The 22,956-nt window shown below is 64.1% G+C and carries 18 protein-coding genes and 1 riboswitch; of the genes, 14 read left to right on the forward strand and 4 right to left on the reverse strand.

Translation table 11 applies throughout. From position 1 onward, the window contains the following. Positions 1-4 precede the first annotated feature (4 nt). Positions 5-1,300 carry a serine hydroxymethyltransferase gene (gene glyA / locus AC3ANQ_RS17035; protein ID WP_488302121.1) on the reverse strand — a complete coding sequence of 432 codons (1,296 nt, stop codon included), beginning with the start codon at positions 1,298-1,300 and terminating at the stop codon, positions 5-7. Between the two features lie 106 nt (positions 1,301-1,406). Further along, positions 1,407-1,492, reverse strand: a riboswitch (ZMP/ZTP riboswitch). Positions 1,493-1,528: 36 nt separating this feature from the next. On the opposite strand from glyA, the gene purU reads away from it, so the two are divergent. The 3 genes from purU (at position 1,529) to AC3ANQ_RS17050 (ending at position 3,775) form a co-directional block, all read left to right on the forward strand. Further along, the gene (gene purU / locus AC3ANQ_RS17040) at positions 1,529-2,389 is read left to right on the forward strand and encodes a formyltetrahydrofolate deformylase (RefSeq protein ID WP_488302122.1); all 861 of its coding nucleotides are present in this window, start codon (positions 1,529-1,531) and stop codon (positions 2,387-2,389) included. A gap of 91 nt (positions 2,390-2,480) precedes the next feature. After that, the gene (locus AC3ANQ_RS17045; RefSeq protein ID WP_488302123.1) at positions 2,481-3,164 is read left to right on the forward strand and encodes a class I SAM-dependent methyltransferase; all 684 of its coding nucleotides are present in this window, start codon (positions 2,481-2,483) and stop codon (positions 3,162-3,164) included. Between the two features lie 86 nt (positions 3,165-3,250). After that, complete coding sequence (locus AC3ANQ_RS17050; protein ID WP_488302124.1) at positions 3,251-3,775, forward strand: gamma carbonic anhydrase family protein; 525 nt, start codon at positions 3,251-3,253, stop codon at positions 3,773-3,775. Here the strand turns inward: AC3ANQ_RS17050 and AC3ANQ_RS17055 are convergent. Both AC3ANQ_RS17055 and AC3ANQ_RS17060 read right to left on the reverse strand, forming a co-directional pair. Further along, positions 3,772-5,508, reverse strand: a complete 1,737-nt coding sequence (locus AC3ANQ_RS17055) for a flavin monoamine oxidase family protein (RefSeq protein WP_488302125.1) — start codon at positions 5,506-5,508, stop codon at positions 3,772-3,774. The two genes, AC3ANQ_RS17050 and AC3ANQ_RS17055, sit on opposite strands and share 4 nt — an antisense overlap. Then, positions 5,505-6,935, reverse strand: coding sequence for an amino acid permease (locus AC3ANQ_RS17060; protein WP_488305359.1), 1,431 nt, complete (start codon positions 6,933-6,935; stop codon positions 5,505-5,507). The genes AC3ANQ_RS17055 and AC3ANQ_RS17060 overlap by 4 nt, the downstream gene beginning before the upstream one ends. A 219-nt stretch (positions 6,936-7,154) precedes the next feature. Between AC3ANQ_RS17060 and alr the strand changes: the two genes are divergently transcribed. Then, on the forward strand, positions 7,155-8,390 hold the full coding sequence (gene alr / locus AC3ANQ_RS17065) for an alanine racemase (RefSeq protein WP_488302126.1): 1,236 nt from the start codon (positions 7,155-7,157) through the stop codon (positions 8,388-8,390). Then, positions 8,380-9,987, forward strand: a complete 1,608-nt coding sequence (locus tag AC3ANQ_RS17070) for a PucR family transcriptional regulator (protein WP_488302127.1) — start codon at positions 8,380-8,382, stop codon at positions 9,985-9,987. Before alr ends, AC3ANQ_RS17070 begins: the two co-directional genes overlap by 11 nt. Here the strand turns inward: AC3ANQ_RS17070 and AC3ANQ_RS17075 are convergent. Next, positions 9,984-10,778: a nitrilase-related carbon-nitrogen hydrolase gene (locus AC3ANQ_RS17075; protein ID WP_488302128.1), complete on the reverse strand. Its 795-nt coding sequence runs from the start codon at positions 10,776-10,778 to the stop codon at positions 9,984-9,986. The genes AC3ANQ_RS17070 and AC3ANQ_RS17075 overlap by 4 nt on opposite strands. Before the next feature lie 241 nt (positions 10,779-11,019). On the opposite strand from AC3ANQ_RS17075, the gene AC3ANQ_RS17080 reads away from it, so the two are divergent. The 9 genes from AC3ANQ_RS17080 to AC3ANQ_RS17120 all read left to right on the forward strand — a co-directional run bounded on the left by AC3ANQ_RS17080 (position 11,020) and on the right by AC3ANQ_RS17120 (position 22,404). Then, on the forward strand, positions 11,020-12,210 hold the full coding sequence (locus AC3ANQ_RS17080; RefSeq protein ID WP_488302129.1) for an ROK family transcriptional regulator: 1,191 nt from the start codon (positions 11,020-11,022) through the stop codon (positions 12,208-12,210). A 138-nt stretch (positions 12,211-12,348) separates the two neighbouring features. Then, a complete protein-coding gene (gene mmsA, locus AC3ANQ_RS17085; protein WP_488302130.1) occupies positions 12,349-13,905 on the forward strand; it encodes a multiple monosaccharide ABC transporter ATP-binding protein in 1,557 nt (518 codons plus the stop codon). 44 nt (positions 13,906-13,949) lie between these two features. After that, a complete protein-coding gene (gene mmsB / locus AC3ANQ_RS17090) occupies positions 13,950-15,218 on the forward strand; it encodes a multiple monosaccharide ABC transporter permease (protein ID WP_488302131.1) in 1,269 nt (422 codons plus the stop codon). Between the two features lie 51 nt (positions 15,219-15,269). Next, positions 15,270-16,370, forward strand: a complete 1,101-nt coding sequence (locus AC3ANQ_RS17095; protein ID WP_488302132.1) for a substrate-binding domain-containing protein — start codon at positions 15,270-15,272, stop codon at positions 16,368-16,370. Between the two features lie 201 nt (positions 16,371-16,571). Further along, positions 16,572-17,984 carry an ABC transporter permease gene (locus AC3ANQ_RS17100; protein ID WP_488302133.1) on the forward strand — a complete coding sequence of 471 codons (1,413 nt, stop codon included), beginning with the start codon at positions 16,572-16,574 and terminating at the stop codon, positions 17,982-17,984. Between the two features lie 2 nt (positions 17,985-17,986). Continuing rightward, complete coding sequence (locus AC3ANQ_RS17105; RefSeq protein WP_488302134.1) at positions 17,987-18,688, forward strand: ABC transporter ATP-binding protein; 702 nt, start codon at positions 17,987-17,989, stop codon at positions 18,686-18,688. A gap of 108 nt (positions 18,689-18,796) precedes the next feature. Continuing rightward, complete coding sequence (locus tag AC3ANQ_RS17110) at positions 18,797-19,867, forward strand: Gfo/Idh/MocA family protein (RefSeq protein ID WP_488302135.1); 1,071 nt, start codon at positions 18,797-18,799, stop codon at positions 19,865-19,867. Positions 19,868-20,068: 201 nt separating this feature from the next. Further along, positions 20,069-21,049, forward strand: a complete 981-nt coding sequence (locus AC3ANQ_RS17115; RefSeq protein ID WP_488302136.1) for a hypothetical protein — start codon at positions 20,069-20,071, stop codon at positions 21,047-21,049. Positions 21,050-21,168: 119 nt separating this feature from the next. Further along, positions 21,169-22,404: a DUF320 domain-containing protein gene (locus AC3ANQ_RS17120; RefSeq protein WP_488302137.1), complete on the forward strand. Its 1,236-nt coding sequence runs from the start codon at positions 21,169-21,171 to the stop codon at positions 22,402-22,404. Positions 22,405-22,956: the final 552 nt, after the last annotated feature.

Consider the following 22,956-nt stretch of genomic DNA (forward strand, 5'->3'; position numbering starts at 1 on the left):
GGGTTCACCACTGCTCGTGCTGCGGGTACAGCGGGAAGTCGGCGGCGAGCTTGTCGACACGGGCCTGCAAGGCTTCGACGTCGGTAGCGGAACCGGCCTTCAACGCCGAAGCGATGATCTCGGCAACCTCGGTGAACTCGGTAGCACCGAATCCGCGGGTGGCCAAGGCCGGGGTACCGATGCGCAGGCCGGACGTGACCATCGGCGGGCGGGGGTCGAACGGAACGGCGTTGCGGTTGACGGTGATGCCTACCGAGTGCAGGAGGTCTTCGGCCTGCTGGCCGTCAAGCTGCGAGTTGCGCAGGTCCACGAGGACCAAGTGGACATCGGTGCCGCCCGTCAGGACGGAAATCCCGGCTCCAGCAACATCAGCCTGGTTCAGGCGGTCCGCGATGATCTTGGCGCCTTCGATGACGCGTTCCTGGCGCTCCTTGAATTCCTCGCCCGCGGCGATCTTGAAGGCAACGGCCTTGGCGGCGATCACGTGCATAAGCGGGCCGCCCTGCTGGCCCGGGAAAACGTTCGAGTTGAGCTTCTTCGCCCATTCTTCCTTGGCGAGGATCACACCGGAACGGGGACCGGACAGCGTCTTATGCACCGTGGAGGTGACGACGTCGGAGTGCGGCACCGGGCTCGGGTGCAGGCCTGCTGCCACAAGGCCGGCGAAGTGGGCCATGTCCGTCCAGAGGAGCGCGCCAACTTCGTCGGCGATGGAGCGGAAGGCCTCAAAGTCGAGGTGGCGCGGGTAAGCGGACCAGCCGGCGATGATCACCTGCGGCTTCTCGGCGATGGCCTGCTCGCGGAGCTTGTCCATGTCCACGCGGAAGGTGTCTTCTTCAACCTGGTAGGCGGCAACCTTGTACAGCTTGCCGGAGAAGTTCAGCTTCATGCCGTGGGTCAGGTGGCCGCCGTGGGCGAGGGACAGGCCCAGGATCTTGTCGCCCGGGTTGATCAGGGCGGAGAGAGCAGCGGCGTTGGCCTGTGCACCCGAGTGCGGCTGCACGTTGGCGTACTCTGCGCCGAAGAGGGCCTTCACGCGGTCGATGGCCAGCTGCTCGGCGATGTCCACGTATTCGCAGCCACCGTAGTAGCGCTTGCCCGGGTAGCCTTCGGCGTACTTGTTGGTCAGGACGGAACCCTGGGCCTCCATGACGGCGCGGGGCGCAAAGTTCTCGGAAGCGATCATTTCCAGGGTGCCGCGCTGGCGGCCAAGTTCCTGTTCCAGAACCGCTGCGATCTCGGGGTCGAGTTCGGCAAGCGGCTGGTTGCTGATGGTCGCGGAGGTGATGGTGGTGGTCACGAAGATCTCCTGGATAGGCAACGGGTATTTCTACAGGTCAGGCTACCGGCTGGGTTTTTTCCATGCCCTTTGATTACGGGGCATGGCACAGCGACAGTAAAACGTGACCCTCGGCCCAGGCGTACGATCCGTGGTCTTCATCAATGCCGCTCCCTGGTGGTACACCACCCAACGCCAGTCGCGACGACTTAAACAGTACAACACGTGCGCAACGGTAGGCTTGACTGTGTGACTGCCTCCACCCTTCCCACGTCTTTTGTTGTAACCCTGTCCTGCCCGGACCGGCCCGGAATTGTGCACGCCGTTGCAGGCGCCTTGTTGGAGGCTGGCTGCAACATCGCCGATTCCCAGCAATACGGCAGCCCCAGCACGGGAAACTTCTTCATGCGGGTGGAAGCCACCACGTCCTCGACCCAGGCTGAACTGAGCTCGGCGCTTGCCCCGGTGGCCGAAGCATTCGGGATGAAGTGGCAGATCAACCCGGTGGGCCAGAAGGTCCGGACCTTGATTCTGGGTTCAAAGGACGCACACTGCCTCAACGATCTGCTCTTCCAACAGCGTTCCGGAACCCTCCCCATCGAAGTGCCGGCCATTGTGTCCAACCACCGGGACCTCGAAGGGCTGGCCGAGTTCTATGGCATTCCCTTCCACCACATCCCCGTCACCCCGGACACCAAGCCCCAGGCCGAGGCGAAACTCCTTGGGCTCATCCATGAGCACGGCATCGAGCTGACTGTCCTGGCTCGCTACATGCAGGTCCTCTCTAACGAGCTCTGCAAAGAGCTCAACGGCAAGGCCATCAACATTCATCACTCCTTCCTGCCGTCCTTCAAGGGTGCCAAGCCTTACCACCAGGCGCATGCCCGGGGCGTGAAGATCATTGGCGCCACCGCCCACTACGTCACGGCGGACCTCGATGAGGGTCCCATCATCGAGCAGGAAGTCATCCGCGTGGACCACGCACGTACCGCCGAGCAATTCGTGCAGATGGGCCGCGACGTCGAGGGCCGCACCCTCGCGCAGGCCGTGCAGTGGCATGCCGAACACCGCGTCCTCCTGGACGGCACCCGCACGGTGGTCTTCAACTAACGTTCCCGCCCAACTGGCTCGCAGTTGATGTCGTTTTGGGCGCCTATAACGGCATCTATTGCCAGCCAGTTGGGTGTTCTAGGCTGGGTGCATGGACGGCACCCGGAGGGCCTTCAGCGACGAAACCGATCACGAGACGGACCTCGCCACCTTCTACGACCGGCAGGCCCCCACCGAGAACACCCGGGCTCTGACGCCGCATCGGGTGGAATGCCGCGATTGGTTCATCCGCCTACTCAAGGAGGAACACAGGCACACGCTGTTCGAACTAGGCTGCGGCACCGGCGTCGAAGGACTGGAGTTCGTGCGAGCAGGCCTGCACTACACCGGCGTCGACCTGTCCGAGGAAAGCATCCACCTGGCACGGGCCAAGGGCTTGGACGCCAGCGTGGCAAGCGGCCGGTCCCTGCCATTCGCCGACGCCGTGTTCCCCGCCGTGTGGACCATGAGTACCCTCCTGCACGTCCCCAACACTCGAATCCACGACGTCGTCGGTGAACTCGTCCGGGTCGCCGCGCCAGGTGCGCCAATCGCCGTCGGGCTCTGGTCAGGTGACGATGAGGAAGTCCTCAACCCGGAGGACGAAGACGAACCGCGGCGGTTCTTCAGCCGGCGGAGCGACGCGACTCTGCTGCGGATCTTCGGGGCGCACGGCGCGGTGGAACACTTTGAGACCTGGCCCGAGGGCACTGGAGCGGAGTCCGGGCCGGGTGCGGGGAATTGGACGCAGCACTACCAGTTTCTGATCCTCCGGACGCCTTCCGGTCGAATCTAACTGGCAGTAGGTGTCGCAATGCGGGCTGATAACGACATCTACTGCCAGCCAGTTGGGTTGGGGTCGGCGTGTTCTAGGCTTGCCCCATGGCTCCCATTTACACCTTTGCCGGAGATACCCCGGCCATCCATGACACCGCCTTCGTGGCACCCACGGCGTCCATTATCGGCAAGGCCACCCTCGGCGAGGACTCCAGCGCCTTCTATGGCGTGTCTGTCCGTGCAGACACCGCTGCAATAAGCGTCGGTGCCGGCTCGAACCTGCAAGACAATGTGGTCCTGCACGCGGACCCCGGTTTCCCCTGCACCGTAGGCGAGCGCGTCAGCGTCGGACACAGCGCCGTCGTGCACGGGTGCACCGTGGAGGACGACTGCCTGATCGGCATGAGCGCCACCATCCTGAACGGCGCCGTGATCGGTACCGGTTCACTCGTGGCCGCGGGCGCCGTCGTGCTTGAGGGAACTGTTATCCCGCCGCGTTCCTTGGTTGCCGGAGTGCCCGCCAAAGTGCGCCGCGAACTGAGCGAGGAAGAACTCGACGGCGTGAAGCGCAACGCCGCCCACTATCGGGAACTGGCTGCGGCACACCGCGAGATGCACGCGGAGGGCTAGTCCAGGCTGATCGGACCCAACTCGTCCAACAGTTCACCGGGACCGGGGTTGCCTGCCACGGACGATCCACCCAGGTGGTTCACCACGCCCCACACAGCGTTCAGCCCTGTGGTGACGGCGCCTTCTGCCCAACCCGCGGTGAACGAGACGTCGTCGCCGGCCAGGAAGATGCCGCGCTGGCTCTCCGGCAGCTTGTCCTGCTTGAAGTGCGTGAACAGTCGCTGCTGGTAGCGGTAATGCCCGGGCAGGTTGGCCTTGAAGGCGCCCATGAAGTTGGGGTCGGCCTCCCAGGAGACCGTGATGGGCTGGCCCACAATGTGGCTCGCGATGTCCACCCCCGGGTAGATCTGCTCCAGCGAGTGCAGCATGAGCTTGACGCGTTCCTCGGCGCTCAGCGAAAGCCACTTCAGGGCGTCGTCGTTCCACGTGTAGGAAAGCAGGATCACGGCAGGCTTGTCCGGGCCGTCGTCGAGCAGGTACGTTGCCCGGTTGAGCCGGTCGGTCAGGGTCATGGACAATACTTCGCGGCCCGTTTCCGGGTCGATGTCCTTCCAGAACGGCCGGTCCACCATAACGAACGTCTTGGACGACTGCATGTAATGCGAACGCTCGATCGCGGTCCACAGCTCCGAGGGAAACAACGATTCCTGGGTGTGGATGCGCGTGGACAACAACCAGGACTGGCACGTGGTCACGACGGCGGAGTAGCCGGTTTCCCGGCCCCAACGTTCGCGCACCATGAGTTGGCCCGAAGGGCCGTCAACACTGTCGCGCTCAATGCGGTCTACGGCTCCGCGCGGGGAACCGGAATGCAGGGATGCCAGCGAGGTGCCCTCAGGCCAGTTGGCCATGCCCGACGGCGCGTGGTGCCACAGTGCCTCGGGGAGCCGTTGCGCTCCCCCAGTGATGAGCCGGTGCTGGTCATCGGCGTCGGTGTAGACAACGCGCAAAATCTCCAGGATGGAGTTGGGGAAGTCGGTGTCCCAGCCGCCCGTGCCGAAACCTACCTGCCCGAACGCTTCGCGGTGCGCGAATCCGGCATCCTTGAAGGACTTGCTTGCGGCGATGAAGCCGTAGAAGGTCTGCTCATCCAGGAGCGGGAGCAGTTCGTTCCATAGCTCCTTGATGCGCTTGGTGTCGCGTGCCCGGATGGCTTCCTGCATTTCCTGGAACGCAGCACCGTCATTCACTGCGGCCTTCCAGGCTGCGGCAACTTCGTGGAAGAACCCAGGAAGGTCCGCGGACGTGGCCGCATAATGCTTCTGCCCGGCCAGCTCGATCACCGTGCTTGATGTTGCGGGCGCGAGCGGGTTGGGGAATTCCTGGGTGTCCAGGCCGAGGAGGTCAACGTAGTGGTAGAACGCTTTGCCGGACACGGGGAACCGCATGCCGCCAAGGTCCGCGACCACGCCGGGAGCGGAGGGGAAGCTCGCGGTGCGGAGCCGCCCGCCGATCTGGTCAGCCTCGTAAACCACGGGACGCAGTCCGAGTTTCATGAGCTCGTAGGCCGTGACGAGTCCCGACAGGCCGGCGCCGATCACGGCGACCTCGGTGCCGTACAGTTCCGGCGGAACAACTGCCAGGCCGTCGGGGTGGGCCAGGTAGTGGTCGTAGCTGAAGGGGAAGTCCGGGTTCAGCATGGTGATCGGAGCGTCGGCCGGCGTTGCTTGGGAAATCCCCGTGTCCCCCGTGCGGGGTGTGGGTTCCGTGGGCAATTCGGTGGCGGTGGTCATGAAAGTTCTGCCTTCAAAGTTTCCGGGTCGTGGACCCTTGCGGATAGTTCACGGTATTCCTGTTCGGTCAGCGCGGCTACCTTGGAGTTCCGGCGTCCATAGCCGAAGTAGAGTGCGATCCCCACGAGCATCCAGCCGCCGAACACCACCCAGGTGTCTGCGCCCAAGTTGGCCATGAGGTAGGCGCACATCAGCGTGCCGAGGACCGGAGTGATCGGGTAGAGCGGCACGCGGAAGCTGCGCTTGAGCTCCGGACGGTTGCGCCGCAGGTAAATGACGGCGACGTTCACCAGCGCAAACGCGAAGAGGGTGCCGATGCTGGTGGCGTCGGCCAGCGCGCCGAGCGGGACAAGCCCTGCGGTGAGTGCGACGGCGGTGCCCACGATGAGCGTTCCAGCCACCGGGGTGCCGGTGCGCGGGGAGATACGGCCGAAGACTTCAGGAACCAGTCCGTCACGGGACATGGAGAGCAGGATGCGGGTCTGGCCGTAAAGCACGGTCAGCACGATGCTGGCGATCGCGAGCACGGCTCCAATGGAGAAGACGAGCGCGATCCATGGCTGGTGGGTGGTTTCCTCGAGGATCTGGACGAGGGCTGCCTCGGTGCCGCCGAACCATTCCCAAGGACGGGCGCCTATGGCGGCCACGGCAACCAGGACGTAGATGCTGGTCACGATCACCATGGAGAGCAGGATGGCCCGGGGCAGGTCGCGCTTGGGGTTGCGGGCTTCTTCGCCGGCGGTAGAGGCAGCGTCGAACCCGATATAGGAGAAGAAGACCCTGGATGCGGCGGCCGAGACGCCTGCGGCGCCCATGGGCATGAGCGGTTCGAAGTTCCCGGCGTTGAACGCGGTGAACGCAACGGCGCAGAAAAACAGCAGAATGACAATCTTGATTGTCACGATCACGGTGTTGATCCAGGCGCTTTCCTTGGCGCCGCGCACCAGCAGGATCATCGCGAGGACCACAATCAGCATGGCGGGGACGTTGACCACGCCGCCGCTGCCCGGCGGCTGGGACATGGCGTCCGGCAGCAATTGCCCGAACGCGGCGAGGGTTTCGTTCACGTATTGCCCGGCGCCGACGGCCACGGCAGCCACGGAGACTGCGTATTCGAGGACGAGGCACCAACCACAGATCCAGGCCATCCCCTCCCCCATCGTGGCGTAGGAGTAGGAATAGCTGGAGCCGGCAACGGGCACCAGGCCCGCCATTTCGGCGTAGGACACGGCCGAGAACAGGGCAGCGAGGCCGGCCACCACGAAGGAAATCCAGACTGCGGGTCCGGCCAGTGGCACGGACTCGCCAAGGATCACCAGGATGCCCGTGCCCAGGGTGGCGCCGACACTGATCATCGTCAGTTGGAGGACACCGAAGCTGCGGACCAGCGGCGTGCCGCTTTCGCTGCTTCCGGCTTCGCTGACCATCTGTCCGATCGGCTTGCGGCGCAGGAGCTGAGACCCGAGCCCCGGGCGCCGGGCGGCGTTGCCGGCATCTGTATTCGTGGCGTGCGTTGGCTTGGTCTGGGTGGAGGTAGGCACAGTCACCGTTGACGTCCCTTCAGAGTAGTTGGCGGATTCCCCTGACCACCGTAAGCCTGTGAGCCAGCTCTCACGGCGGTGCAAAATGACCTATAGTGATCAACCATGAGACGTATTGCACAATCAGAAACGACGCCGGAAGCGGCGCTTTCCGGGCAGGTCAGCGTTGATCTGTCTGCGATTTCAGACAACATCAAAGCCCTCAAAAAGCGCACCGCCGCGCCACATTTCATGGCCGTCGTCAAGGGGAACGGCTACGGTCACGGCCTCGTGGATGTTGCCCGCACGGCGGTGGCTGCAGGAGCTGATTGGCTCGGAACCGCCCAGTTGAGCGAAGCCATCACCTTGCGTCAGGCGGGCATTACCGTGCCGGTTCTTTCGTGGCTATATCTGGCATCCCAGACCAGCGCAACCATCCGTGAGGCACTCGAGTACGACGTCGACGTTTCGCTCGGGAGCGTCGGCCAGCTTGAGGTCCTGGCGGGTATCGCGAGGCAGCTGGGGCGCCCCGCCGTCGTACATCTGGAACTGGACAGCGGCCTCAGCCGCGGCGGCGCGCGAAAGGAAGACTGGCCAGAGCTGGTGGCCCACGCGCGCAAGGCCGAACAAGACGGCACCGTGCTGGTCCGCGGCATCTGGACCCACCTGGCCTGGGCCGATGTTCCCGCGCACCCGGGCAACGCGGCCGCCGTGGCGGAATTCGAGGATGCCGTGCGCGAAGCGCGGGCCGCCGGACTGGACCCGCAACTACGGCACGTCTCCAGCTCGGCCAACATCCTGGACCGGCCCGAATTCCACTTCGACATGGTCCGTGCGGGCCTGGCCATCTACGGCCTGGCGCCCGCGGATCACCTGGATCCCGCCGACTTCGGACTGCGCCCCGCCCTGAGCGTCACCGCGCCGCTCGTCATGGTCAAGAAGGTCCCTGCCGGGACTGGCGTCAGTTACGAACACCAGGCCATCACGCATGAGCCGCGCTATCTCGGCCTGATTCCCTTGGGCTATGCCGACGGCATCCCCAAGGGAATCAGCGGCCGCAGCCTGGTCCAGATCGCCGGACGGAAAGTCCCCGTGATCGGCAAGGTATGCATGGACCAGTTCATGGTGGACCTGGGGCCCGATGCGTCCGGGATCGAGGTTGGTGACACGGCGGTCCTGTTCGGCGATCCGGCAGGAGGGGCTGCGAGCGCAGACGATTGGGGCGCCGCCATCGGAAGCCACGGGGACGAGATCATCAACCGGATTGCGCCGCGCCTCCCGCGCGTGTATGAGTCCAGCGCCTACCAGTGCCCCGATTACCAGGATCTCGCAGCCAGGGAGGCACCGAGCGATGTCGCCTGAGCCGAGCCAGGGCCGCCTGAGTTTTGTCACGCTCGATCAGTTCCTCAAGCAGCTGCCGCCCGAGTTGGAGATACTCCACGACGGCGGCAGCGGCGGGGAACTGCTGCGTTGGGTTGAGCCCAGCGAACTGGACGATCCCACGCCCTACCTCCCGGAGGGAGAGTTCCTGCTGACAGCGGGGCTCCCCTTCCTGGGCGACGGCGGCTCCCAGGAGAACGTTAACGCTTACGTGAAGCGGCTGGTGGGGGCCAAGGTGGCGGCCCTGGGGTTCGGGATCAGGCCGTATTTCGACGCCGTTCCGTCCGAGCTGCTGAAGGCTTGCCGCCGGCACAAGCTCACCCTAATTGAGATCCCGGAATCCATCCCGTTCGCCGCGATCGGGCTGGAGTTCTCCCAGCTCCTGGAATCGGACAACGCGAAGGTTTTCCGCCAACTCGCGGACACCAACAGGCAACTCATGCGGGCAGTTCTCTCCCCTCGGCCTGAACACGAGCTGCTCGCCGCGCTGGTCCTAAAGGCGCCTGTGTGGGCCCTACTGGTAGGCGCGGACGGGCGGATCCGTGCGCGCGCCCACGCCGCCGGCGGCAGCACCGGCGTCGAGCATTCACTTCTGGAGCCAATGCTGGAGCGGCTCCTTTCGGGCAGCGGGCCCCGCGTTGAGGTGGACGGCTTTGAGAAGCCGGGGTCCGCGATGGTTTTCGGCCACCCGCTGCGGAGCACCAAGGATGCCAACCTGGGCGCCCTGATTCTGGGCTCGGACGTTGCCCTGACTCCCGCCCAGAACAGCGTGGTGCAGTCCGTGGTGGGGCTGCTGGAGTTGCTGGTCCGGCAGCGGACCAGCGGCTCGCTCGCGCCGAGCCAGCTGGCCACCGCATTGCTCCTGCACCCGGAGAGCCTCGCCGCGGGCAGTACGCGGCACATCAACGGGCTCAAGGACCTCCTCGCGCAAAGCTTGTCCTCCACGCGCTCCGCTCCCCTGCGCGTCGTTCAGGGCATCAAGGTGGACTCTCCCGATTGGCCGGCCGGCGACAGCCCAGTGCGCGAGCTATTGCAATGGCGGCGCCTCTTCGACACCAAACTAGTGGAAATCACCGATTACGGATTCGCTGCGATCACGAGGCTCAAGGTTGATGACTCCCTGCTGGCGGACATCGAAAGACTCGGTTGGCGGCTGGTCATCGGGGATCCCACGGAATTGACAGGGCTCGCGGCAGCACATCAGCGCGTGACGTCGCTCCGCAGCCGCGTGCAATCGAGTGGCAGGAGCGCCCGGGTCGACGAGGTGACTTGGTCCGTGACCGGACTCCTTGGACGTGAGGCTGGGTCCATGTTGGCCGCGCGGCTGCTTGAACCGGTACTCGCCTTGGAGCCCGAACGGCGGGATCCGCTGTTGGCCGTGCTCCGGGGCTGGTTGAACGAGAACGGCAGCTGGGACGCCTCCGCCAAACTCTTGGGACTGCACCGCAACAGTGTGCGCCGTCAGATTGGTCTGCTCGCCGAGCTTCTTGATACCGACTTGAACCAGGCCCAGGTGCGCGCAGAACTTTGGATCGCGCTGCAGTACACGGATGAGTTGGTGCGTGGAGCGGACGGCTAACCTTCCCACTCGCGGTAAAGCTCAGGGCGGCGTTCGCGCAGGTACGGCACTTGTTCCCGGGCAGCCTTGACGCTTTCCGTGGAGATCTCAGCGAACAGCAGTGCTGCCCCGTCACCGGCGGCGGCCAGCAGTGAGCCGTCGGGACCGGCGACTACGCTTCCGCCGAGGAAGTCGCAGCCGTCCTCGTGCCCGCTGTGGTTGGCGTAGGCAACGTTCAGCTGGCTTTCCAGAGCGCGCGCACGGATCAGTACCTGGGGTACGGCCTCGAAGCCTGCGGACAGGGCGGTGGGAACCAGCAGAAGTTCGGCGCCCCGTGTTGCCGCGGCGCGGACGGCCTCCGGAAATTCGACGTCGTAGCAAATCAACAGCGACGCCTTGACGCCGTTGAAGTCGACGACGGCGGGAGCTGCTTGGGCGGCAGAGAACGCCTTGCGCTCCTCTTCGCCGAAGAGGTGCACCTTGTTGTAGTCCAGGAGAACGGTTCCGCGCGCGTCCAGGAGCGTGGCGGAGACATGCCAGCCGCCGTCGACGGCCGGGGCGGGGAGGCTGTAGACCAGTCCGATTGCGTGTGTGCGGGCGATATCCGCAAGGCGCGCCCGGATACCGGGCAGAGCCGCCGGGTCAAATTCGCTGTGGAGCCGCAGCGGCGCATAGCCCACGGGAAAGAGCTCCGGGGTCAACAGAAGGGCGGACCCGGCTGCGGCAGCGCGTTGTGCCGCCGCGTCGATTGCCTCCAGATTGGCGTCGATGTCCAGGACAACAGCGTTGGCCTGCAAGACAGACAGCAGCATCTTTACCACCTCAATAGCACCTTGCATCCCCCGGCAAGCATTCTTGGGAGACGTACCCGGGATACCTTCGTAATTCCAGCGTAGCCAGCAGCAGACCGCCCACGAAGGACAAATGGACCTGCGAAGGGCCGCGCGGGGATGGTTCGTACAAATCGGGCGCATAGCTCATGATGCCGACGCAACTTTGGGCCGTTGCGTTAACTTCTTGACTGCAACCGTGATTTGGGGCACGCTTCATGTCATGCCTGCAACATCGCGCTCGACGAAGAGCCACCGCAAAAACCCCGGCTCACAATCAGCGCTGCGCCACCTGAACCAACAGCGGCTCATCGAATGCCTGCTGAGCGGTCCATCCACCCAGGCCGAGCTCGCCAGGCAAACCGGCCTTTCCACGGCCACAGTGTCCAACATCGTCAAGATCATGCAGGGCGCCGGGCTTGTCTCCACCGAGCCGATCACCAGCTCCGGACGCCGGGCCTTGAACGTCAGGCTGAATAGCAACGGCGCCGTGGCTGTCGGAATCGATTTTGGCCGCCGCCACCTGCGGGTCGTCCTGGCGTCACTGGGCTATCACATCATCGTCGAGGAAACGGTCACCCTCCCCCTTGGCCACCACGCCGAACAGGGCATCAGCGCCGCCGTCGCGCTCCTTGACAAACTGCTATTGGAAAGCGGGGTGGACCGGAGCGCGGTAGTGGGCGCCGGCGCCGGCATCGCGGGCCCCATCGACCGCCGTTCCGGCACGGTAGCGCAGGGTGCCATCCTGCCCGAATGGGTGGGAATCCAGATTCTCGAACGGCTCGAGGAAGCCCTCAATCTGCCCGTGTACGTTGACAACGACGCCAATCTGGGGGCCCTGTCCGAGGTCACGTGGGGGCCGCACAGCGGGATCAGCAACCTCATGTTCCTCAAGATCGGTTCCGGCATCGGCGCGGGCCTCATCATCAATGGCGCGCCCTACTACGGGGCGGTCGGAATCACGGGAGAGATCGGCCATGCGACCATTCATGAATACGGGGCCATCTGCCGCTGCGGCAACCGGGGCTGCTTGGAAACCATGGCCTCCACCACCACCATGATCGAGCTGCTGGGCAAGGGTTCCGGCCTGCACCTCGAGCCTGAAGACATTGTTCGAAACGCCCTGGCCAGGGACCCCGCAACCCTCCGGGTGGTGGACGACGCCGGCCTCGCCGTCGGGCGTGCCCTTGGCAATGTGGCCAATCTCATAAACCCGGAAGTCATCGTTGTGGGCGGTCCGCTGGCCGGCCTGGGTGACATCCTCCTTGACCCGATCCGGCGCGGCCTCGTCCGCCATGCGGTGCCCGTGATCGGCGAAACAACGCACTTGGCCATGTCGTCGCTAGGCGCCCGGGCGGAGGCCCTCGGGGCAGCCGCTTTGGTGTTCCAGCACGCCGGCATCAAGCAGTCCTGAGCACTTCGTTATCACGCTGTTATCGCCGTCTTGCGTTAAAGTCTTGACGACAAGCGGTGTAATCCAGTTTACTTTCTCATCAGGTAGGCCCGCCATCTGCGGGCCGACAACGACGTCAAACATTGGAGGCGCAAGGGTATGTCGACCCCCATAACGCACCAGGACCCGGTCCTTCTCGAGATGCGGTCCATCACCAAGGAATTCCCCGGCGTGAAGGCGCTCTCGGAAGTTAGCCTCCGGGTCAAGGTGGGCGAGATCCACGCTATCTGCGGCGAAAACGGTGCAGGAAAGTCCACGTTGATGAAGGTGCTTTCAGGGGTCTACCCCTACGGCAGCTACGACGGCGACATCGTGTACCAGGCGGAGGTCCAGCAGTTCAAGGACATCCGGGCCAGCGAGCACGCTGGAATCGTGATCATCCACCAGGAACTCGCGCTCATCCCGGAACTGTCCATCACGGAGAACATCTTCCTCGGCAACGAGCCCGTCCGCCGCGGAATCATCGACTGGGCCGAGGCCCGCAAGCGGTCAGTTGAGCTCCTCGCCAGGGTTGGCTTGCGCGAGGATCCCGATACCCCCATCAAGGAAATCGGCGTCGGCAAGCAGCAGCTGGTGGAAATCGCCAAGGCCCTGAACAAGTCCGTCAAGCTGCTCATCCTCGACGAGCCCACCGCCGCCCTCAACGAATCTGACTCCCAGCACCTCCTGGACCTCATCCTCGGCCTCAAGGGCCGGGGCATCACGTCCATCATCATTTCCCACAAGCTCAATGAGATCGAGCAGATCGCGGACGAGATCACCATCATCCGCGATGGCAAGTCCATTGAGACGCTCAACGTCGTGGAAGACGGCGTCGACGAGGACCGGATCATCAAGGGCATGGTCGGGCGGACGCTCGAGTCCCGCTTCCCCGACCACACGCCGAAGATCGGCGAGGTGTTCTTCGAGGTCAAGGATTGGAACGTCGGGCATCCCCAGATCCAGGACCGCCTGGTCTGCAAGAACTCCAACTTCCATGTGCGTCGCGGTGAAATCGTCGGCTTTGCCGGCCTGATGGGCGCCGGACGCACCGAGCTTGCCCGCTCCGTTTTCGGCCACTCCTACGGACGGTTCATCTCGGGTCAGGTGTACAAGGACGGCAAACCGATCACCATGCGCAGCGTCCGCCAAGCGATCGACGCCGGTCTTGGCTACGTCACCGAGGACCGCAAGAGCCTGGGGCTGAACCTCCTGGACGACATCAAGACCACCACGGTGTCGGCCAACTTGAAGAAGGTCAGCCGGGGAATCATCGTGGACACCAACAAGGAATTCATGGTGGCCGAGCAGTACCGGAAGTCGCTGCGCACTAAGACTCCGTCGGTGGAAGAAGGCGTGTCGAAGCTCTCCGGCGGCAACCAGCAAAAGGTTGTGCTCGCCAAATGGATGTTCACCGATCCGGACCTTCTCATCCTGGATGAGCCCACCCGCGGAATCGACGTCGGGGCCAAGTACGAGATCTACGGAATCATCCAGCAGCTGGCCAGCCAGGGGAAGGGCGTGATTGTGATTTCCTCCGAACTCCCCGAGTTGCTAGGCCTCTCGGACCGCATCTACACCATCTTCGAAGGCTCCATCACTGGCGTACTGAACAAGGACGAAGCCAGCCAGGAGAGCCTCATGAAGCTCATGACATCCAGCCGTAAAGCCGCCTGACCCCGGTCATCTCCAGAACCACACGGACACAAGGACCCAAAACAATGAACGCGCTCAAGAAGCTATTCGGTGGCAACACCCGCCAATTCGGCATGATATTCGCCCTGGTTGCACTCGTCATCTTCTTCCAGATCTTCACCTCGGGCCGCACGCTAACCCCGGGCAACGTCATCAACCTCTTCAACGGCAACTCCTACATCCTGATCCTGGCCATCGGCATGGTCCTGGTGATCATCGCCGGCCACATCGACCTTTCCGTAGGTTCGGTTGCGGCCTTCGTCGGTATCTCGGTGGCACTGGCCATCAGGGACTGGCACCTACCTTGGTACGCAGCCGTGCTGTTCGGGCTCCTGCTCGGTGCCCTGATCGGAGCCTGGCAAGGATTCTGGACGGCTTACGTCGGCATCCCGGCGTTCATCGTGACCCTGGCGGGCATGCTGCTGTTCCGCGGTTTCAACCAGTTTGTCGGCAAGTCCAACACCGTTCCGGTCCCCGAAGACTTCCAGTATTTGGGATCTGGCTACCTGCCTGAGGTTGGGCCCAGTACAGGATTCAACAACCTGACGGTCCTCTTGGGACTCATTGCTGTTGCCTTCGTGATCATCAGTGAAATTCGTTCCCGCCGTACTGCCCAGGCGTTGGGTGCGGAGGTCCCTGAAGGCTGGGTGATGATCACCAAGCTCGTGCTCGTCAACGCAGCCATTCTCTACGCCACCTACCTCTTCGCCACTGGGCGCACTGGCACGTCGTTCCCCATCCCCGGCCTCATCCTGGCCGTCCTGGTCCTGATCTATGGCTTCATTTCCGCCAAGACGGTCATTGGCCGCCACATCTACGCAGTCGGCGGCAACCGCCACGCGGCCGAGCTATCCGGGGTTCAGTCCAAGAAGGTCAATTTCATGGTCATGATGAACATGTCCATCCTGGCCGGACTCGCCGGCATGATCTTCGTCGGTCGCTCCACCGCTTCAGGTCCGTTCGACGGCGTCGGTTGGGAACTGGACGCCATCGCCGCAGTCTTCATCGGTGGTGCGGCAGTCACCGGTGGCGTGGGCACCGTGATCGGCTCCATCGTCGGTGGCCTGGTCATGGCTGTCCTCAATAACGGCCTCCAACTCCTCGGCGTCGGCGCGGACCTCACCCAGATCATCAAGGGGCTCGTGCTGCTCGCCGCAGTCGCCTTCGACGTCTACAACAAGACCCAGGGCAAGAAATCGATCATCGGAATGATGATGAAGAACTTCGGCCGGAGCAGCGAAATCGCGCCGGACGAGACGACCTCCACCAAGGAAGTCATCGCCAAGGAAGCCTAAACGGCTTCTAGACGACTTGTTCCATCCACAACAAAGAAAGCGAACCAAGTTATGCGAATGTTTGGTAAAGCAGGAAAGGCAGCAGCAGTAGCTGCGATCGCGGCACTGGCGCTGACGGCCTGCGGCCGTACGGACAGCGGCACCTCCAGTGGTTCCTCAAGCGGCGGTGAGGCATTCCCCAAAGGTTCCTCGATCGGCGTCGCGCTCCCCCAGAAAACCAGCGAGAACTGGGTCCTCGCAGAGAAGCTGTTCAACGACGGGCTCACGAGCGCAGGTTTCAAGCCGGATGTGCAGTTCGCCAACGGCGGCGTTTCGGAGCAGCAGAACCAGATCAGCGCCATGGTCACCAAGGGTGACAAGGTCATCATCGTCGGTGCGATCGACGGCGCACAGCTTGGTACACAGCTCAAGCAGGCCAAGGACGCCGGCGCCACGATCATTGCCTACGACCGCCTCCTGCTGAACACCGCCAACGTGGACTACTACGTGGCGTATGACAACTTCAAGGTCGGCGTGCTGCAGGGTCAGGCCCTGCTGGACGGGCTGAAGGGCAAGAAGGCGAGCGGCCCCTACAACGTCGAACTGTTTGCAGGCTCCCCCGATGACGCCAATGCGAAGGTCTTCTTCGACGGCGCAATGAGCATCCTGCAGCCAAAGATCGACGACGGGACCCTCAAGGTAGTTTCCGGACAGAAGTCGTTCGAACAGGCCGTGACCCAGGGCTGGAAGGCAGAGAACGCCCAGAAGCGCATGGACACCCTGCTTGCAGGCACGTACACCAGCGCCTCCCTGGACGGTGTGCTGTCCCCGAACGACACCCTGGCCCGCGCCGTCCTGACCTCGGTCAAGGCCGCAGGCAAGCCGCTGCCGATCGTGACCGGCCAGGACTCGGAAGTTGAGTCGGTCAAGTCCATCCTTGCAGGTGAGCAGTACTCCACCATCAACAAGGACACCCGCAAGCTCGTTGAGCACGCGATCACCATGGTCCAGGGTCTGCAGGCCGGCAAGCAGCTGGAGATCAACGACACCAAGTCCTACAACAATGGCGTCAAGACCGTTCCGGCATACCTGCTGCCTCCGGTTATCGTGACCAAGGACAACGTGAAGACGGCCTACGTGGACGATCCGATCCTCGGCCCGCTCACCAAGTAGCACTACCGCTTCAAGCACCACAACGACGGCGGCCATCCCCACTGAGGGGGTGGCCGCCGTCGTCGCGTCCGGATCCGGCCGCCGCTCTGGCAAGGCTTCACAGGCGCCGCATAGCAACAGCAGCACAACCGCACAGCCGCGGTGAGCACTGTTAGGTGAGAAGGCGCGCCGCTGGGGCGGGCCAGGTCCAAAAGGAGAAACGTGAGCGTCCTCGCCCGGAGTGTAGGCAATGCCTTCCGAAACAAGATAAGAACCGCGGCTGTGGTTGCAGTGCTCGCCGTCGCGATCGGGCTGGCACTGGCCATGCTCGTGGCAAACCAAGCCGTTGGCGGCAAAGTCGAGGAGCTTAACGCCTCCGTAGGCACGGTCCTGACCGTGAACCCCGCCGGCGCGCAGGGCTTTGACGGCGGCGGCGAGCCGCTCACTACTGCCCAGACTGCGACGGCGGCCGCCGTACCGAACGTTGTTTCCGTGGTGGGCACCAAGGCGCTGCGGCTGGAGACCGCAACAGCAGCGTCAAGCTCAACCACGGGCACAACGACGCAACAGGCCGGACCGGGAGGCGGGCCTGGCGGCGGCACGAGCGTCACGACAAACCTCCAGGCAGCCGTCGACGCCGGAACGCTAGGCAATCGCAACAACGCCAGCGGCAGCACCGGCACGGGTACTACTGGAACCGCGCCGACGTTCTCGCTGCCCATCACTGCCACCGGTATCGGCGCCGAGGTGGACACGGCGGGAAAGGCCCTGAACATCACCAGCGGCACAGGACTGGGCGACTACACCGTGGCCAGCACCAAGGCCCTTGTCGGTACAACTCTCGCGGAGAAGAACAGCCTCAAGGCCGGCTCAACATTTGCTATCTCCGGCCAGACGTTCACCGTGGCCGGTATCTTCGATGCGGGCACCACCTTCGGCAACAACGCCGTCTACACGACCCTGGCAGAGGCCCAGACCCTCGCCGCGACCCCGGGCGAACTTTCCAGCATGGTGGTGACGGTTAACAGCATGGAGAACGTGGACGCTGCCAAGACTGCGCTGCAGGCCGCGCTGGGATCAGGAAAGGCCGACGTGACCCAAGGCCAGCGAAACCTCCAGACCGCCGTCAGTTCACTGGACAGCGTCAAGAACATTTCACTGGTGGCCTTCATCGCCGCCCTCGGCACGGCGGGCCTGATCATCCTGCTCATCATGGTCATGCTGGTCCGGGAGCGCCGTCGCGAGATCGGAGTCCTGAAGGCCATCGGCGCCCGCAACCGGACCATCGGCTTGCAGTTCGTGCTCGAAGCACTGGTCCTCGTGGCGCTCGGCAGCGTCGTGGGTGCTGCCATCGCCTCCTTCGCCAGCGGCGGCATCGCCTCTGCGCTGATCAGTTCCAACAGCACGACGGCGACAACGGGCCAGCGCGGACCCGGTGGCGGAGGCTTCGGCGGGCCCGGGGGGAACCCCTTCGGCGGAGCCTCACAGTTGCTCACCTCCGTCACCGCAAGCGCCTCCCCCGGCGTCATCGCCGCCGGCGTCGCCGCGGTCTTCGGTGTCGCCGTCGTGGGCGCCCTGGTACCAGCGCTCCTCACTGCCCGCATCCGCCCCATCGAAGTCCTCCGAGGAGAATAGCCATGATTGAAGTCAAAGACCTGGTCCGCCAATTCAAGTCCGGCGACCGCACCATCAAGCCTGTCAATGGCGTCAGCTTCGAACTCGAAAAAGGCACCCTCGCCTCGATTGTGGGTAAGAGCGGCAGCGGCAAGAGCACGTTGCTCTCCCTGCTGGGCGCCCTGGACAAGCCCACCAGCGGGGACGTGGTGGTGGATGGAGTCAGCCTGGCCGGGCTGCCCGCCGGCAAGCTCACCGAGTACCGCCGCCGTGACATCGGCTTCGTTTTCCAGCAGTTCAACCTCATTCCCAACCTCTCGGCGGTGGACAACGTAATGCTGCCCATGGAGTTCGCTGGAATGCGGAAGGCTGCCCGGTTGGAGCGGGCACGATCCCTCCTGGAACAGGTGCAGCTGGACCCGGAGAAGCAGTCCCGCCGCATCAACAAGCTTTCGGGTGGCGAGCAGCAGCGGGTTGCCATTGCCCGGGCGCTGGCCAATGAGCCCAAGCTCATCCTGGCCGACGAGCCCACCGGAAATCTCGATGAGCAGACCGGCGAGCACATCATCGAACTGCTGAGTTCCTTGAGCCGGGATCACAACACCACCATTCTGGTGGTCACGCACGACCGGAGCCTGGCCCAGAAAACCGAGCGCCGCTTCAGGCTCCAGCAAGGCAAACTGAGCGAGGAAACTGTGCGTCCGAAGGTCGCCACAGGGGCCTGATCACCTTTCTCAAAACAACGGAAAAGGGCCGGGAATCGAATGGTTCCCGGCCCCTGCCCGGCTGGGCGCCCTGTATAGAGCGCGCGGCGGAATGAGAAGATAGGGCGCATGAGTCCGCATATCGCCAAGCCGTGGCTGTTCAGCCAGCCGAACCAGGATCCTCGCGCAGCCACCGGCAAGGCTCTGAACTGGGGCATTGTCGCCACAGGAGGGATCGCCAGAACCGTGAGCGGCGACCTCGCCCAGCTCGAGGACGCAAACCTTTACGCCGTGAGTTCCCGGCGCCAGGAATCCGCGGATGCCTTTGCCGCCGCGCACGGGGTCACGAAGTCCTACGGGGACGGCGGCGGTGTGCCCGGCTACCGGCGGCTACTCGCCGATGACGCCGTCGACGTGGTCTACGTGGCCACCCCGCACGCCCAACATTTCGAAATCGTCAGGGATGCCCTCAACGCGGGCAAGCACGTCCTGTGCGAGAAAGCTCTGACCATCAACGGCCGCGAAGCGGCGGAGCTGGTCAGCCTCGCAAGGGAACGGAAATTGTTCCTGATGGAGGCGGTATGGAGCCGCTTCCTGCCCAGCATCCAGAGGGCATTCGCCATCGCCGCGTCGGGCGAACTAGGCGAAATCAAGTGGGTCAGCGCCGACTTGGGATTCCCGGCCCCCTACGACCCCTCGGCCCGGATCTGGGCCCCGGCAGACGGCGGTGGAGCTCTTTTGGACCTCACCGTGTATGCGCTGCTGTGGCCTCTGGGCACCCTTGGTTTCCCGCAGTCAGTCAGCGCAGTAGGCACTTTGACGGACGACGGCGTCGACTCCCAGAATGCGCTCACGCTGGCTTACGACGGCGGTGCCATCGCCCAGCTGACCTCTTCCTTGCTGGCCCATGGGCCGCGCTCGGCGTCAGTTGCGGGCTCCAAGGGCTTCCTCCAGACGCAAGGGTCCATCAACAATCCCCGTGAGCTACTGATACGAACTGGCTGGGACGAGCCCCGGACCGAGCGCTTTGACGCGATCGGGATCGGCTACACCTACGAACTGCGCGAAGTCACACGCTGCATCCAGCAAGGGCTGACTGAGAGCCCGGTGATGCCCCTGGACGATTCACTGAACACGATGCGCCTCTTCGACGGGGTGCGCTCCCAGCTCGGAGTCCGGTACCCGAACGACGCGCGGTGAACACGAAATCGTCGTCCGCGGGAACAGTTTCCATACCGTCGGTTGGTTATTGTCATGTTCCCCTGTCTGCGTGACAGTTGCGGTCACTATCCGTGCGACCTCTGGACTAAATAAGCCCGTCTTGCGTCTGGACTAATTAACTAGTCCGGTCCTACGATGGGAGCGATCGTCAATCCAAGCGGACGCTGGGGGGGTGTCGAGATGGAAGCTGTGCGAGGTAAGCCGCGCGTTCTTCATGTTCTCCGCTCCGTCATGCTCGCTGGCGCCGGAGCCGTCGTTTGGCTGGCCCTCTCCTCCACAGCTGCCAATGCTGATTCCGGTAGCGCCACCAACCACACGCTTCTGGGCGGCGCAGAATCGGCCGTGATAGACGTTGTGCACAGCGCGACCGCCGGAATTACCGGAACCCACGGCAACCCCGTTTCGGCGAGTGGCGTATCCGTACCGGCTCCGGCAGTGGCTTCAGTTCCGGTTCCGGTTCCGGTTCCGGTGGTACAACTACCAGTCGTCCAGGTACCAGCGTCCGTTGTACGCGAACTACCGCAACTGACTCAGGCAATCGACCAGAGTGCGGCCAGTACGCCCATCGTCAACGCCATCATCCCTGAAGGCACCGTTGTCGCCGTGACCGCACCTGTTTTGTCTCCGGCGGCCAGTGCGGCCGGTGGGATTGGGCCAGGCGTCGGCGCCTTGGTTGGCGACGCTCTTTCCCCCGCGTTGGGCGCCGTCGGCTCCACCGTGGACGCGCTTCCAATCGGCAACCTGCCGGTAACCATCCCCGGTAACCTCGGGACTGGTGCAACTCCTTCCGAGCAACCCTCGGGCCCCACGATCGCGCCGCCTGCGCAGGCCGTCGCGGTTCCGCTGGTCGGCCTCTCTGGAACCTATGGCCCCGCTGACCTGCGTAAGGCACCTTGGAACGCTACCGTCCAATACGTCGGTTACGGGAATCCTGCAGTGCCGGCATCTCAGTATGCCGGGATATTCCCGGACGGCACTCCAGGCAGTAGCGACGCCGGAAACGGCTCGGCGGCCCTTCCAGGCAATCCTTCGGGAGCGGCTACCGCGTGGCTCCCGAGCATGAGTCTGTTTTATCCACTTGCCGGGATCCTCGTGTCCATGGCTGCTGCCGGTAGAGTTCCGGCTCCGGTGTCGTTTGACCCGGGTTCTTCTCCCGACTAGTTCCGAGCTCCAGCCGCTTTTCCAGAGCAGATTCTGGACGGCGGCAGATGGCCAATCCGGGCGTACATGCAGGCTCCTGCGGACGCCTCAAGGAACTACTCGTTCAGGAGAGAAACAATATGCACAGCATTATTCGCAAGGGGCTGCTTGGCACCCTCTTTGCCGGTGGACTAATAGCCCTCGGCGCAACTGCCGCGAATGCGGCAGATACCACAACAAGCGCACAAGGCACCGCCTCAGGCACTCAAGTCGTTGCACCGGCGACCGTTCGGGTGAGCCTCGGGTCGACGTCGCTCACGCTGCTTGGAACTGAGGGCGCCACAACCACCACCCCTGCACTCGCCCCGGCTGCGGCCGCGGCGACCAATTCCGGCGGACCAGCTGTCCCGTCCGGAACCCAGGCGGTGGCTCCGATATCGGTCCCTGTTAATATTGGAGCCACCTCTCTGGCCGTTCTTGGCAATTCCACCCCTGGGACCGCCTCTGGCACCCAAGTCACGGCACCGGTGACCGCTCCGATCACGGTCGGCGACACCTCCGTCAGCCTCCTCGGGACCACCCCGGCAGGCACCACCACCGGCACCGGCGCCACCGCACCGGTGACCGCGCCGATCACCGTCGGCGACACCTCCGTCAGCCTCCTCGGGACCACCCCGGCAGGCACCGCCGGAGACCTCAGATCCCTCTTGGGTACCGGACTCACCGCACCCCTGGGCTTGATCGGCACCACCACCGGCACCGGCGTCACCGCACCGGTAACCGCTCCGATCACCGTCGGTGACACCTCCGTCAGCCTCCTCGGGACCGCCCCGGCAGGCACCACCGGAGACCTCGGATCCCTCTTGGGTACCGGACTCACCGCACCCCTGGGCTTGATCGGCACCACCACCGGCACCGGCGTCACCGCACCGGTAACCGCTCCGATCACCGTTGGTAACACCTCCGTCAGCCTCCTCGGGACCGCCCCGGCAGGCACCACCGGAGACCTCGGATCCCCCTTGGGTACCGGACTCACCCCACCTCTGGGCCTGCCAATTCCGCTCGGCGTCGCATCGGTTGACCTGGGCTCGCCCTCCAACGTCGTGAACCCGGCTGTAGTCACGCCGCCCGTCATGAACGCACCGGTCGACGCTCAAGGCTTCGCCGACCCGGCTGCCGCCGTTCCTTCAACAGGAACTGCAACGCAAGCCGGCGTGGCGGTTGCTACTACAGCAGCCATTGTTGGTGCGGGAACCGCGGTTCTCGCTAGCACTGGCTTCAATGGCCTGTGGTTGCTGTTCGCGGCGGCCCTGCTGCTAGGCGGACTCATCGTGATGGTGGACGGCCGGAAGATCCGAGCCACCATTCCTGCATAATCGCCGGCGAGGGCTGTTCCACCGCACTGGATCGCAGCCCGATCATCGGCTCCTCCGCAGGGCACACAGCCCCGCGGAGGAGCTGATGCGTGGCATCACCAAGGCCTTGGGGAGTTGGCAAAACACCCCAGGCGTTCCGTTCCCAGGCACATGTTGACCCCGGCGGCTGCGAAGGCGTCAAAAAAGACTTGAGCATCCCTGAATAGGGGAACGACGTCGGGGGCAGTGGATGATGCTCACGTCATGAACTCTTTTCGTCCATTCCACCCACCCTCTCGCGTCTCTACGCACGCCCTCGGCGGCGCGTGCGCGTGATATTCGACGCATCGCGCCACCTTCAAGCCCCGGGGATGCGCCACATACCGTGTCAAATGAACGGCGGAAGTACACCGGACCACCGTTCGATTGCTAAGATCTAAAGGCTCAACCGGCAACCCGGAGAGCCTCCCCATCAACTGGCCCGGAACGGACGTGCCCCACGCGCCCGGTACCGGCCCCTGCCCGACCCGAGGAGACCCCCACCCTCATGACCGCATTGGCCAAACCGGACTA

The sequence above is a fragment of the Arthrobacter sp. DMZ02-1R genome, from assembly GCF_057747935.1.